General features: G+C 52.6%; 10 protein-coding genes and 1 rRNA gene (1 of these 11 running past the window's edge). 5 read left to right on the plus strand and 6 right to left on the minus strand.

All coding sequences use genetic code 11. The features are described 5' to 3' along the window. From WHS88_02710 to purF, 3 genes are read right to left on the minus strand one after another with little or no spacing between them, the layout of a single operon-like run. Entirely contained in the window at positions 1-999 is a 999-nt protein-coding gene (locus tag WHS88_02710) for a hypothetical protein (GenBank protein MEJ5259082.1), read from the minus strand. Positions 1,000-1,045: 46 nt separating this feature from the next. Next, positions 1,046-2,119, minus strand: a complete 1,074-nt coding sequence (gene purM, locus WHS88_02715) for a phosphoribosylformylglycinamidine cyclo-ligase (GenBank protein MEJ5259083.1) — start codon at positions 2,117-2,119, stop codon at positions 1,046-1,048. After that, the gene (gene purF / locus WHS88_02720; protein ID MEJ5259084.1) at positions 2,119-3,555 is read right to left on the minus strand and encodes an amidophosphoribosyltransferase; all 1,437 of its coding nucleotides are present in this window, start codon (positions 3,553-3,555) and stop codon (positions 2,119-2,121) included. The genes purM and purF overlap by 1 nt, the downstream gene beginning before the upstream one ends. Before the next feature lie 183 nt (positions 3,556-3,738). On the opposite strand from purF, the gene WHS88_02725 reads away from it, so the two are divergent. Beyond that, entirely contained in the window at positions 3,739-4,866 is a 1,128-nt protein-coding gene (locus WHS88_02725; GenBank protein MEJ5259085.1) for a DegT/DnrJ/EryC1/StrS family aminotransferase, read from the plus strand. 228 nt (positions 4,867-5,094) lie between these two features. Beyond that, complete coding sequence (locus tag WHS88_02730) at positions 5,095-5,373, plus strand: hypothetical protein (GenBank protein ID MEJ5259086.1); 279 nt, start codon at positions 5,095-5,097, stop codon at positions 5,371-5,373. A gap of 139 nt (positions 5,374-5,512) precedes the next feature. Here WHS88_02730 and WHS88_02735 read toward each other — a convergent pair whose 3' ends face one another. Next, positions 5,513-6,748 carry an aspartate kinase gene (locus WHS88_02735; GenBank protein ID MEJ5259087.1) on the minus strand — a complete coding sequence of 412 codons (1,236 nt, stop codon included), beginning with the start codon at positions 6,746-6,748 and terminating at the stop codon, positions 5,513-5,515. 160 nt (positions 6,749-6,908) lie between these two features. Here WHS88_02735 and WHS88_02740 point away from each other — a divergent pair, with 160 nt between their 5' ends. Together WHS88_02740 and rpiB are read left to right on the plus strand one after the other, a co-directional pair. Next, positions 6,909-8,021: a Sua5/YciO/YrdC/YwlC family protein gene (locus WHS88_02740; protein MEJ5259088.1), complete on the plus strand. Its 1,113-nt coding sequence runs from the start codon at positions 6,909-6,911 to the stop codon at positions 8,019-8,021. Then, on the plus strand, positions 8,018-8,482 hold the full coding sequence (rpiB, locus tag WHS88_02745) for a ribose 5-phosphate isomerase B (GenBank protein MEJ5259089.1): 465 nt from the start codon (positions 8,018-8,020) through the stop codon (positions 8,480-8,482). Before WHS88_02740 ends, rpiB begins: the two co-directional genes overlap by 4 nt. Before the next feature lie 57 nt (positions 8,483-8,539). On the opposite strand, the gene WHS88_02750 is transcribed toward rpiB, so the two are convergent. Both WHS88_02750 and larE read right to left on the minus strand, forming a co-directional pair. Then, positions 8,540-10,456: a TonB-dependent receptor gene (locus tag WHS88_02750; GenBank protein ID MEJ5259090.1), complete on the minus strand. Its 1,917-nt coding sequence runs from the start codon at positions 10,454-10,456 to the stop codon at positions 8,540-8,542. 335 nt (positions 10,457-10,791) lie between these two features. Further along, positions 10,792-11,616: an ATP-dependent sacrificial sulfur transferase LarE gene (gene larE / locus WHS88_02755; protein ID MEJ5259091.1), complete on the minus strand. Its 825-nt coding sequence runs from the start codon at positions 11,614-11,616 to the stop codon at positions 10,792-10,794. Between the two features lie 504 nt (positions 11,617-12,120). Here larE and WHS88_02760 point away from each other — a divergent pair. Beyond that, positions 12,121-12,601, plus strand: a 16S ribosomal RNA gene (locus WHS88_02760) (it continues 1,074 nt past the right edge of the window).

Consider the following 12,601-nt stretch of genomic DNA (forward strand, 5'->3'; position numbering starts at 1 on the left):
TCACAGGGAGGCAATCAGCGTTCGGCTGGTGTAGAAAAGGTCTGCTCCGAGAGCCGCGATGAGCAGAAGCCACCGTAAAAAATGCAGGCGAATCTGCCGGGTGCAGAGCCCATACACCGCTGCGATGCTCAGAAAAGAAAGTCCGTACATCACGGCCGGGGTCCAGTATCCGTGCCTGTCCGGACGGCTGAAAGCAAAGAAAAAGCAGAAGACGGCCAGAAAAGCGGCCAGCAGCAGACAAGCCAAAATCCATTTTCGGTCCGCCGGCCCTGCAACAACCAACGCCTGAGCGCCCAAACCGGCCAGAACCGACAGAAAAAGCATCGGCACGGCGACCCAGACTACGGGAGGAACGTTCAGAAGCGGCTGGGAAAAGGCCAGAACAAACCCCAGCAATGGCGGCAGCAGCACGAGGGCCCGGAGCAGGAAGGAATAGACAAACAGTCCCATCACGGCCAGGATAAAGGCATTCGCATAAAAACCAATGATGATTTTGTTGGCCGGAGGGGTGGGAAACTCGAGGATAGAGAGGATATCTTCTTTGCCGAGCTGCTGCGTGGAAGGCATCAGACTGTACGGTCCCAGCTGCGGCAGAGAAGCGAGCCAGTAAAAAAGAAACAGGAAGGCAAAAGGAAGAATCAAAAGGGGAAGGCGGCGCAGCGCGATGGACAAAGACGGTTTGGCAAAGCGATTCCAAAAGGCGGCCGGACAGAAGAGCCAGGGCAAAAGCGCAATCGAGAAGCCGGCCAGGGGATGATAGAGCTTAAAGCTGAGGACAAACGGCCCGAACCCATAGGCAGCGCCGGCTATGGCGGAGGCCCAAAAGGAATCCAGCCATCGCCGGCTGAGCACAAAACAGCCCATCGCCGCCAGAAAACTGTTTGCCGGCAGCAGTGTGCCCCAAAGACCCCAGCGGGACGGCAGCGGCCAAAAGAGGAAAACGGATACAGCCAAAAAAAGCAGCCCTGCCGGCAGGCCGGGATACAAAATCCGCTGCAAAACTCCTCCTTGCCTGTTTGCCGGACCCATGTTTCGAATTTCCCGCTTATTTGATGACGACCTTGCCTGTTCCGGGTGTAATCACGCCGATTTTATAGACTTCTTCTCCGGCTTTTTCCAGCTTGGTTTTCACTGCATCGGCAAAATCCGGAGCAACAATCAGGACATACCCGATTCCCATATTAAAGACCCGGTACATTTCCTGTTCCTCGACCGGACCGCGTTTTTGGAGGAAATGGAAAATGGGGGGAATCGGCCAGGATTTCTTTTTCAGGACGGCATTGCAGGCGGGGGGAAGGACGCGCGGAATATTCCCGACCAGCCCGCCGCCGGTGATATGAGCCATGCCGTGGATGACTTTTTTGGTTTTATAGGCAGACAGGACGGAGATAACCGAGCGGACGTAAATCCGTGTGGGCGTCAGGAGGATTTGCCCTAACGGGGCGCCGTCCAATTCGTCCAGACGGTCATCGAGCTGAAGTTTTTCCTGCTTAAAGCAGATATGGCGGACGAGGGTATAACCGTTGCTGTGCAGACCGGTGGAAGCCAGACCGAGAACGACATCGCCCGGTGCTACATTTCGGCCGGTGATGATGCGGTTTCGCTCCACGACGCCGACGGCAAATCCGGCCATGTCGCATTCGTTTTCCGCATATAAATCAGGCATTTCGGCCGTTTCTCCGCCGATGAGGGCACAGTCCGCCATCCGGCAGCCGGCCGCGATGCCTTCGACCATCTCGGCAATCTGTTCCGGGATGAGTTTGTGGACCGCCAGATAATCGAGGAAAAAGAGCGGTTCAGCGCCCTGGACGAGCATATCATTGACATTCATCGCCACCAAATCGATTCCGATGGAATCCATCCGGTTCATCTGGCGGGCGATGAGGATTTTGGTTCCTACGCCGTCGGTACAGGCAACCAGAACGGGGTTTTTGTAGTTTTTCTTGAATAATTTTTCATCATAATCGAGACGAAAAAGACCGGCAAAGCCGTTTTCCAGCGGAATGACACGCGGGCCGAATGTGGAGGCCAGCGAACGGCTGATGCGTCGGACCATTTCATCGTTGGCGTCAATGCTGACGCCGGCCTGCTGATACGTGAGTTTTTTTGAGGGTGTCATCAGAGTTCCATCTCGTCGAATAATTGCATTTGATGGCGTTCCAGGGAAAATTTGTTCACCGGTGTTGTAACGGGGATTCGATACTGACCGCTCCAGCAGGCCGTGCAGTAATGGTCTGCAGGAAGAGAAACGCTGCTCAGCAGTCCTTCGAGGGACAGATACTCCACGCTGTCGGCTTCGAGAGCACGGCTGATGTCGGACAGGGGGACCTGATTGGCCAGCAGTTCCTCGCGGGTCGGGAAATCCACGCCGTAAAAGCAGGGGAAGCGGACCGGCGGACAGGCCACCCGCAGGTGGATTTCTTTGGCGCCGGCCTGACGCAGAGAGCGGATCTTGCCTTTGGTGGTTGTGCCGCGGACGACGGAATCGTCAATCACAATGACCCGTTTGCCCCGCACGGCTTCTTTGACAACCGTCAGTTTGAGTTTTACTTCCAAATCCCGAAGGGCCTGACTGGGCGAGATAAAGGTGCGTCCGACGTAGTGGCTGCGGACAAACCCCATATCGAAGGGAATGCCGCTTTCGAGGGAATAGCCGATTGCGGCGGAAGTGCCGGAATCCGGCACGGGAATGACAACATCGGCGGAAACCGGATGCTCCTGAGCCAGACGGCGCCCGCACCGTTTGCGGACTTCGTGGACGTTTTCTCCGAAGACAATGCTGCTTTGCTTGGCGAAATAGACATGCTCGAAAATGCAGTGGGCCGGCGTGACGGTTCCGGGGGTAACAAAGAAACGGCTGTGGACGCCCTCGGCGTCGAGGGTGACGATTTCGCCGGGTTCAATTTCACGGATGTAATCGGCTTCGATGGCGTCAAAAGCGCAGGTTTCACTGGCTACACAGTAGGCGCCGTTTTTGGTTTTTCCCAGACACAGCGGACGGATTCCGTAGGGGTCGCGGGCGGCTTCGATGCGGTCCGGAAAGAGGAACAGAAGCGAAAAAGACCCCTGCAGATGGTTGAGGACATGTCCGAGAGGGTCCGGTTTGGTGATATGAGACGGTTTGGCCAGCAGATGGACGATAATTTCGGTATCGTTAGAGGATTTGAAAATATGCCCATAGGCCTCATATTCATCCCGAAGCAGAGAAGCATTAATCAGATTGCCGTTGTGGGCGACAGCCACCTGTCCGCGTGAGTATTCACTCAGGAAGGGCTGGGCATTCATCGGCGTGGTGGAGCCGCTGGTTGAATAGCGGACATGGCCGATCGCCATTGGGTTGTTCAGCCGTTCGAGGATGCCCCGTCCGGAACGGAAAACCCGGCTGACATGCCCCATTCCTGTATAACAATGGATACTCTCACCGTTGCTGGAGGCAATGCCCGCGGATTCCTGGCCTCGATGCTGAAGACTGTGTAATCCGAAATACGTTTTCTGAACGGCTTCGGGATCTCCGAAAATACCGAATATCCCGCATTCTTCTTTTATTTGAGTCATAGAACCTCAGATTGGCAGATTGGAGTCAGACATCTGCCTACTACCTTACCGAAGAAAGCGTCCGCCGTCAACGGCAAATTCAGGAATCGGGTCACGGGGAAATCGTAAAATCTATTGAAAATCGAGACAGAATCTGCTAAAATAACTGTTTCTTTCACTAAAATTAAAAAAAGGATATGCAATATGGAGTTTCGAGTCCCCCTTTCGCGTCCGGATGTCAATGAATCGGATATACAGGCCGTTGTTGAGGTTCTGCGAAGTCCCTATTTGTCGCTGGGGCCGAAGGTGCGGGAGTTTGAGGAGTGTTTTGAACGGTATGTAGGCCGGCGCCATGCGGTGGCGGTCAACAGCGGCACCAGCGGGTTGTTTTTATGTATGAAGGCGATGGGCCTGGGGCCGGGCGATGAGGTGATTACGACACCATTTACGTTTATTGCCACCGTGACCACGATTCTGATGACCGGTGCGACGCCGGTGTTTGCCGATATTGACCCGGTCACGCTGAATCTGGATGTAAAGGAGGTTGAAAAGAAAATAACCCCTCGAACAAAAGCCATTGTTCCGGTGGAGGTATTCGGCAATCCGGCGGGGATGGATAAGATTTGCGAGTTGGCAAAAGCCCACAGGCTGGAGGTGGTGGAGGATTGCTGCGAGGCCCTCGGGTCGGAATTGAACGGACGAAAAGCAGGTACCTTCGGACGGGTGGGGGTCTTTGCGTTTTATCCCAATAAGCAGATGACGACCGGCGAAGGAGGAATGATTGTGACGGATGATGAGGAAATCGCCCGCTTGTGCATTTCGCTTCGCAATCAGGGGCGGGGAAGCGGGGGGGGCTGGCTGGCCCATGAGCGGCTCGGCTACAATTACCGCCTCAGCGATATTAACTGTGCCCTGGGTGTTTCTCAGGTCAGGCGGATCGAAGAGTTTGTGCGCAAGCGTCAGCAGGTAGCCCAGATGTATCTGGAGCGGCTGGCGAATGAAAAACGCATTGTTCTCCCGCAGGTTCCCGGCGGGGCGAGGATGAGCTGGTTTGTGTTTGTGATTCGTCTGGCGGATGTCTACCGACCCGAGCAGCGCAACGAAGTGCTCAACCGGCTAATGGAACGGGGGATTCAGGTGAGCAACTATTTTCCGCCGGTGTATCTGCAGCCGTTTCTCGCCAAAGCCCTCGGACACAAGAGCGGGGATTTCCCCGTAACGGACCATATCAGCGCCCGCACCATCGCACTGCCGTTTCATAACAATCTGAGCCGCGGAGAGGTCGAGCTGGTCTGTTCAGAGCTGCAGGATATTCTGGATCATCTGAATTGACCGGCGGCGTCGTTGGTTGGAGAGAATCGGCGTTTCTGCGTCGGTTCAGCAGGGCCATGCCTTTTGTAAACCATTGCTGTTTCGCTGGTTACGGCAATTCAAAATTTTCCTTTTCCCCGGGTTCATTGGTTGACCGGCCTGCGGATATTTCGTAGGTTTTAATAGACGAGGCCGACTTGGTAAGGCAAATGCAAAACCAAAAAACGATGTTTTCCGCGGGAGAAAACGATGGGTCGATTGCTGTTTCTCATGATGGTGTTTGGGGCAGGATTTGCGGCGGCCCTGTATTTGGTGGCTCCTGTCGAGGACGGCCGGACGAAGAATGAACAGACGATGACGGAACGACTGGCGGAAAGACAGCAGATGCGGGAGGATTTACTGGCTTTGTCGTGCAAAATACGTCTGGGGATGGACCAACTGATTAGTTTCGCCGAGGAAAAGTCTGTTCAGCTGGCGGATTATCTTCGCCGGGAAGCGGCCAAACGGCAGGCCGAAAGCGGAAGCTGAAAAACTGCCGAAAAACCGAAACAGTCTATATGCCTGTTTTCGGTATCGTCTGTGTGCCTTGTATGCTGTGCCTGAATGCGAGGCCGAGTCCCGATTCGGCGGTTTCCATGCACGGAGACCGCCGAATCGTTTTTGGGGTTTACAGAGTCCGCTGATTGGAGGGGCGATCAAGCTGGAAAGCATCGCAGACTGCAATCAGGGCCTTATCGCCGTCGGCCAAGTTGACCAGACAGCTGATTCGGATTTCGCTGGTTGTGATGGAATCAATGTTGATTTTTGCATCGGCCAGGGCCTGGAACATTCGATCGGCTACGCCGTAATGAGACCGCATCCCAACTCCGACAATCGAAACTTCCGCCACGTCCTCCCGAACAAATACGTTCTGGCAATGGACAGATTCGCGGATTTCCTCGATGGCCTGCCGAGCGGCATCCAGGTCGGACTTGTTGACCGTAAAGAGGATGTTGGCTTTTTCCGGGCTGACTTCGGTCTGAATGATGTCATTGACGCTGACGCGTGCCTTGGCCAGATGGGAGAAGATTTTTGCGGCGTTGCCGGGTTTGTTGTCCACTCCGATCAGGCTGATTTTGGCCAAATCTTTCTGAATGGTTGCACCAGAAACCAATATACCTTCCATTTTCGGGACCTCATGAGTGATTAGTGTTCCGGGATTGTTGTTCAGGCTGCTTCGGACATGAATGGTGACATTGTATTTTTTGCCGAATTCGATGGACCGGCTGTGCATGACGCCGGCGCCCAAACTGGCCAGTTCGAGCATTTCATCGTAGCTGATTTGTTCCATCTTGACGGCTTTGGGATAGATTCGGGGGTCGGTGGTGTAAATTCCATCGACGTCGGTATAAATTTCGCAAAAACTGGCACCGAGGGCGGCGGCCAGGGCGACGGCACTGGTATCGGAGCCGCCGCGTCCGAGGGTGGTGATATTGCCTTCCGCATCGACACCCTGGAAGCCCGCAACGACCACGATATACCCTTCATCCAGTTTTTTGCGGATTTTTTCCGTCCCGATGCTTTGGATGCGAGCCTTTGTGTGGGTGTCATCGGTGAGCATGCTGATTTGCGAACCGGTGAAACTGATGGCTTTTTGCCCCATTGCATAGCAGGCCATAGCAAAAAGTGAAACCGTCTGCTGTTCGCCGGTGCTCAGCAGCATGTCCATCTCCCGCTTAGGCGGATTGGGGTTGATTTCCATCGCATCGGCAATCAGCTCATCGGTCTGCTTTCCGCGGGCGGAGGCCACGACAACAACCTGATAGCCTTTTTGATGTGCTTCGATGGCTCGTTTCGCGGCTCGGCGGATTTTCTCGGCATTCGCAACAGAGGTTCCGCCGAATTTCTGAACCAGAATGGACATACAGGTTTTCCTTAAAACATTTCCTCTAAATGTCTCGAACAATTGGGGGATTACTATAGGCATCTGTGGGACAAAAGTCAATACTTTTCGGTTTGCTTTTGCCGCCGAGAAAAATTAAGATTTTGCTTCCGTTGCCGGGGACCTTGTATCGAAAAGACCGATGGAAACAGAGCTTATCAAATTGGGAAAACCGCTGAATAAGGAAGCGGTTCGAAAAGTGGTTCGTGCCCTTGAGCAGGGGGCCATTGCGGCGCTTCCGACCGAAACGGGGTACGGCTTAGCGGCGCGGGCCCTGCCGGACACGTTGGCCGGATTGGATGACCTGAAAGAAGGTGCGCCGGCACCGCATACGGTGCTTCTGGGAAAAAAGGAGGACATTTCCAAATATGTTCCCAAGGTTCTGCGGCCGGTGATGAAGCTTATCCGAAACTGCTGGCCGGGTCCCCTTCTTTTAGTGTTTGAAATGGACCAGGAAGGTCTTCAAAAAATGAGAAGCGTCTTTCCGGAAGAAATTTGCCGCTGCTTATACGAGGACGGCAGGATTTGTTTGTATTGTCCGGAATCAGAGGAAACAAGAGAAATATCGTCTTCTACAGTTTTGCCTGTGCTGATGAGTTCCTTGAATTCGGAAAAGTTTAATCCATATGCTCCTGCGGATGTTTACGAATATTTCAAGGGCAAAATTGATTTGGTTGTAGATTTGGATGAATGCAGCATCCGAAACAAAAAGACATTTTCGGTTGTGAAATATGGAGCAAGCGGCTTAGAGATTATTGAAGAGGGTTCTTTTTCGTCTGAAATGCTTCGTAAAAACAGCTTAATTAAGATATTGTTTGTCTGCAGTGGAAATACCTGTCGAAGTCCGATGGCTGAAGCCATTTGTAAAAAGATTCTTTCGGATAAATTAGGTTGTTCTATTGACTCTCTTGAACGGTTTGGTTATAAGGTTGAATCGGCCGGTGTCTTTGCAGCTGACGGTCTTCGAGCAAGCAAAGAATCAGATATTATATGTCGCGAATACGGCGTTTCCTTAAATGAACATAAAAGCCGGTTTCTGACAAAACAGGCGCTTCAGGAAAGCGACCTTGTTTTTGTTATGACGGAATGCCATTTGTCTGATATCGAGCGAATGAGGCCGTCTGATTTTCAGGCATATCTATTGGATAAAAAGGCGGAAATTCCGGATCCGGCAGGACAGGATATAGACGTTTACAGAAGGTGTGCCAGACAAATAGAAAGGGCTCTTCGAGAAAGGATTGAAGAAATTTTATGATTGTTGCTGTTTCTAATGACCACCGCGGCGTGCGCTCCGGCGAGCAGATTCGAGCGATTGTGACTCAACTGGGGCATCAATGTCTGGATTTAACCCACAAGGATGACCAGGCGGTCGATTATCCGGATTACGCCTATGAAGCGGCGATGGCCGTGGCTTCCGGAAAGGCCGACCGTGCTATCCTGGTTTGCGGGACCGGTATCGGAATGTGCATTGCCGCCAACAAAGTCAAGGGGATTCGGGCGGCTCTGTGCTATGATGAACTGGCGGCGAAGGTTTCTCGTCAGCATAACGATGCAAACGTTCTGTGTCTGTCCGGCGATTTGCTTGGGCCGACGATGCTCCGGAAAATGGTTGAAGTGTGGCTGACGACGGATTTTGAAGGGGGCCGTCACCAGCGGCGGGTCCGGAAGATTCAGGCCATCGAAGAGGGCAAAGACCCGCGAGAAATCAATGGGTAGATTTTTTGGAAATCGGAATGCGAAGGCCGGACTTGGTTCGGCCTTTTTTATTGGATTTCAGAAGGACAGCTGCAGACGCGTAAAGAAAGTACGACCCGGGGTTTCGTAAGCCGTAAAATAACTGATGTCGTGAACCGGCGGGACGGTTTGATTGAAAAGGTCTGTCACCCCCAGCATCCATTCCCCCTTGCCCTGAGCGATTTGGCGGGTGAAGGTGATGTCAAGACGGTTTTTTACCTCGATATCGTCCGGCGGGCTTCCGGTAGGGGTTATCGGAATCAGATTGTTATACACATAGTTGAGATTCATGGCCCATTTCTCATCGAGTTTCCAGCGGACACGCAAACCTGTTTTATGCTCGGAGGGGAAGAAAGCGCGGATATTCTGTTCGCTGAAGTCTGTTCTTAAATGATTGAAGCTGTAAAAGGCGGCGGCTGTGAAAACGCTGTGTCTAAAGGTGATTTCGCAATCTGTTCCCCATGCGTCGGCTCCGTCGATATTGAAAAAAGTGCTGTTCTGGACAGGTCCGATTTCGCTGACGATTTCACTGCCGATGAGGTCTTCCATTCGCTGATAATAAACATCTGTGCGGAGGAAGAGGTGTTCGGTCAGCTGTCCGCTGTATCCGGCTTCAATGGACGAGACGGATTCGTTTTTGAGTTTTTCGGGGATTGGAATGATATTCACTAATCCCATCAGTCCGTTCAGTGTGGTTTCACGCAGCATGATGGTGGGGGCCCGGAAAGCCCTGGCGAAACCGGCCCGCAGAATGTGGCTGCGGGCCTCATCGAGGGCGTATAAGGAAGACAGACGAACCGATGCATCAGTTCCGCTTTCGCTGTAGCGGTCGATTCGGCCCTGTGCCTCGAGGGTCAGCCGGTCGGTCAGTTTGACCTGGTCCATCAGAAAAAAGCCCGTCCAGTACTCTTCATATCTTTTTTGGCTGAAAAGGATTTCTCCGAAAACGGTTTGATTTCGGTTTCTGATGCGCGTCCATCGAGCGCTGCCGCCCATCGTGATGGTATGTTTTTCATTGGGAGTCAGGGTTAGCTGGCCTTCAAAGTCGTTCTCAAAGTAGTCATATCGGTCTATCACAAAAGGGGTCTCAAAGGCGGCGTAATTTCCATACCATTGCAGGTGTCCGCTGATGTCCTCATCGATGCCGAAGTCGGTGCGGGAAAACAAACGGAGCATTTCAATGTGAACATCTTCTTGCGGAAAACGGCCGCACATTTCCCGGTCGCCTGTTTCGTTGGCGGAAGCAGCAGCCCCGAAGGTCCATTTTGTCGAAGGGTCTGTCTGATACGAAATGACGGAATCCGTCTTCCAGATGCGCAGAAAATCGCGTGCGGGGTACGTTTGTACCGGAATCAGCGGGGCCATATCCGGATAGCCGAGCTGGTACTTGCCGGCGCCGGCTGCATCGGAATCTTGGATGGTTTCGAATCCGGCGGAGATTTTCCATGCCCATTTGTCTTGCGTGTTTGCCCATCGCAGGTGCGTAAAACTGTCTCCGTGTTGACTGACGGTTGTACTCAGAAGATTCCGTGTCCGGTCGGGTTTTTTGGTGATGATGTTGATGACCCCGTTGAAGGCGTTGGCTCCCCAAACGGCTCCGGCCGGTCCCCGCGTGATTTCAATCTGTTCAATGTCTTCGAGGAAAATCGGCAGGTTCAGCCAGTTTGGAGCCCCGAAAACAGGATTCATTATGCTCCGGCCGTCCAGCAGGACGAGGGTTCGGTCGGAAAATTCGCTGTGCATGCCGTGCACGCCGACAATCCAGCGTGTGCGGTCCAGTTTTGCGACGTCCATGCCGGTATAAAACTGCAGGATTTCCGGAATATTTGTCAAGCCGGAGGCGTGAATTTCTTCTGCGGTGATAACTGTAACCGGGACCGGGCTTTCCGTTAATTTCTGTTCGGTCCGGGAAGAGGAAACCACCAGAGAGACATTCATCAGCTCTTCCAGGGACATATCAAAGAGGTTTTTCTCAGCGAACAACTCGGCCTGAAAGACCTGGGGGCCGAAGGGGCAGAAGACGATTCCCGCAAGAAGCAAAGCGAGCGGTGCAGATTGATGCCGCCTATGCGGGTCTGTTTGTTTTCCGTCCTGATGAATATAAAAAAAACGTTTCATGAAACCTGAAAAACAGTTTTGCGATTTTCTGAAGGATTCCGCCGGCTCAATAGGTATTTTTTCTTCGGCAAATACGGAGATATACTTAATTTGGGGCCGCGGAATGGGGGGCAGAGGGGCTTTGAATCGCTTTAAATAAAATGTCCGATAATTTCGGAAGAAGAAAAGACGGTTCAGAGACGCTCTGAGGGCTTGAGCATTTCGTTCAGAGAGCCGGAGCGGAAGCCCTGCAGGTCGAGGGTGATATATTGAAAGCCGAGGGATTTGAGTGTTTCGACAATTTTATTTCGACAGGATTCCTCTGTGAGTTTTTGGATTTGATTGGAAGGGACCTCGATTCGAGCCAGAATGCCGTGATGTCGGACACGAAGCTCAGAAAGCCCCAATGAGCGGAGGAAGTCTTCCGCCTGTTCGACCTGATGCAGTTTTTCTTCGGTGATTTCAATCCCGTAGGCAATGCGCGAAGCCAGACAGGGCGAGGCAGGCAGGTCTGCGGTCGGCAGATTCATCTGCCGGCTGAGGAATCGGATATCTTCTTTGGTTAATTGTGCCTCCATCAGGGGAGTCAGAATATTCAGAGCGGCAACGGCCCGCGAGCCCGGCCTGTAATCGTTTTGGTCATCCCAATTGCTGCCGCAGGCCAGAAGGGAAAATCCTTCCTGTTCGGCGCGGCGGCGAATCGTCAGCATTTGATGGCTTTTGCAGTGAAAGCAGCGGTCTTGTCTGTTGGCGGTGTAGTTGGGGTCGTTCAATTCGGTCAAGAGGATTTCCAGCAGACGGATTTGGAGTTGTTCTGCAATCCGCCGGGCTTGTTTCAATTGCGATTGCGGAAGAGAAGGGCTGATGCCGATGCAGGCCAGGACATTTTGCGGGCCGAGCGTTTGTGCGGCGGCGGCCAGAAGGAAGGTGCTGTCCACGCCGCCGGAAAAGGCGACGGCAAGCTTCTGCAGGGCTCGCAGCCTTATTTGAAGGTGTTGATATTTTTCGTTCGGCGTCATTGCGAAGAACCTTTCTGAAAAACAATACGTAAAAAAAGGCGGTTTTGACAAGAGAAAAAAAATGTCCTATAAGCGGACGGGATATATCCTGTAATTGTGATAAAGTCCCTGCCGGCGAATGACGAAAAAAAATAAAAAATTTTTTAAAAATGCTATTGACGGGAAAATTTTTGGAGTTATATTAACTCATCTCAGATGAACGAGCGGACAAGTAAGTTCTTAATGAGAATTGCTTGGCCGCTTATTGTTTCGGCTTGAAGAAGTCGAAACGAAACTGAAAAGCTCTTTGGCAAGTGAACAGTTGATACCATCCTAAGCAGCGAGACCGCAGGACCTCGGACCCTCACGAATCTTGGTTCGAGGCCCTCCAAAATTGGTGTGTTGAAAAACCTTTGCGGGGTCGAAAGACCCTGCGGGAATCAACCGGTTCTCGTTGCGTGAGCGAGTTTTGAGTTGAGTTTAGCTGAAGATAACCGTCTCTTCGGAGACGGGAGTCAGCGATACAAATTGAAGAGTTTGATCCTGGCTCAGAACGAACGCTGGCGGCGTGGCTAAGACATGCAAGTCGAACGGGCCGTTCAATTGGGTAACCGAGAGAGCGGTCAGTGGCGCAAGGGTGAGGAATAGATAGGTAACGTACCCCGAACTTCGGGATAGTGTCGTCTTGAGCAATCAAGATTACCGAAAGGGGCAGTAATACCGAATAATGTCAGCTGTCACAAGACAGTTGACCAAAGATTTATCGGTTCGGGAGCGGCCTATCTCCTATCAGCTAGTTGGTGAGGTAACGGCCCACCAAGGCGACGACGGGTAGCGGGACTGAGAGGTTGACCCGCCACATCGGGACTGAGACACTGCCCGGACCTCCACGGAGGGCTGCAGTAACGAATATTGGGCAATGGGCGAAAGCCTGACCCAGCGACGCCGCGTGCAGGAGGAAGCCCCTCGGGGTGTAAACTGCTGTCAGGGGTTAGAAAGCCGAAAG

The sequence above is a fragment of the Anaerohalosphaeraceae bacterium genome (assembly GCA_037479115.1).
Taxonomy (GTDB): domain Bacteria; phylum Planctomycetota; class Phycisphaerae; order Sedimentisphaerales; family Anaerohalosphaeraceae; genus JAHDQI01.

Excerpts from the sequence above, each read along its gene's own strand:
- WHS88_02740 (MEJ5259088.1), top strand. The coding sequence starts at position 6,909 with ATGGAAACAGAGCTTATCAAATTGGGAAAACCGCTGAATAAGGAAGCG.
- WHS88_02750 (MEJ5259090.1), bottom strand. The coding sequence starts at position 10,456 with ATGTCCCTGGAAGAGCTGATGAATGTCTCTCTGGTGGTTTCCTCTTCC.
- WHS88_02730 (MEJ5259086.1), top strand. The coding sequence starts at position 5,095 with ATGGGTCGATTGCTGTTTCTCATGATGGTGTTTGGGGCAGGATTTGCG.
- WHS88_02735 (MEJ5259087.1), bottom strand. The coding sequence starts at position 6,748 with ATGTCCATTCTGGTTCAGAAATTCGGCGGAACCTCTGTTGCGAATGCC.
- rpiB (MEJ5259089.1), top strand. The coding sequence starts at position 8,018 with ATGATTGTTGCTGTTTCTAATGACCACCGCGGCGTGCGCTCCGGCGAG.
- larE (MEJ5259091.1), bottom strand. The coding sequence starts at position 11,616 with ATGACGCCGAACGAAAAATATCAACACCTTCAAATAAGGCTGCGAGCC.
- WHS88_02725 (MEJ5259085.1), top strand. The coding sequence starts at position 3,739 with ATGGAGTTTCGAGTCCCCCTTTCGCGTCCGGATGTCAATGAATCGGAT.
- purM (MEJ5259083.1), bottom strand. The coding sequence starts at position 2,119 with ATGACACCCTCAAAAAAACTCACGTATCAGCAGGCCGGCGTCAGCATT.
- purF (MEJ5259084.1), bottom strand. The coding sequence starts at position 3,555 with ATGACTCAAATAAAAGAAGAATGCGGGATATTCGGTATTTTCGGAGAT.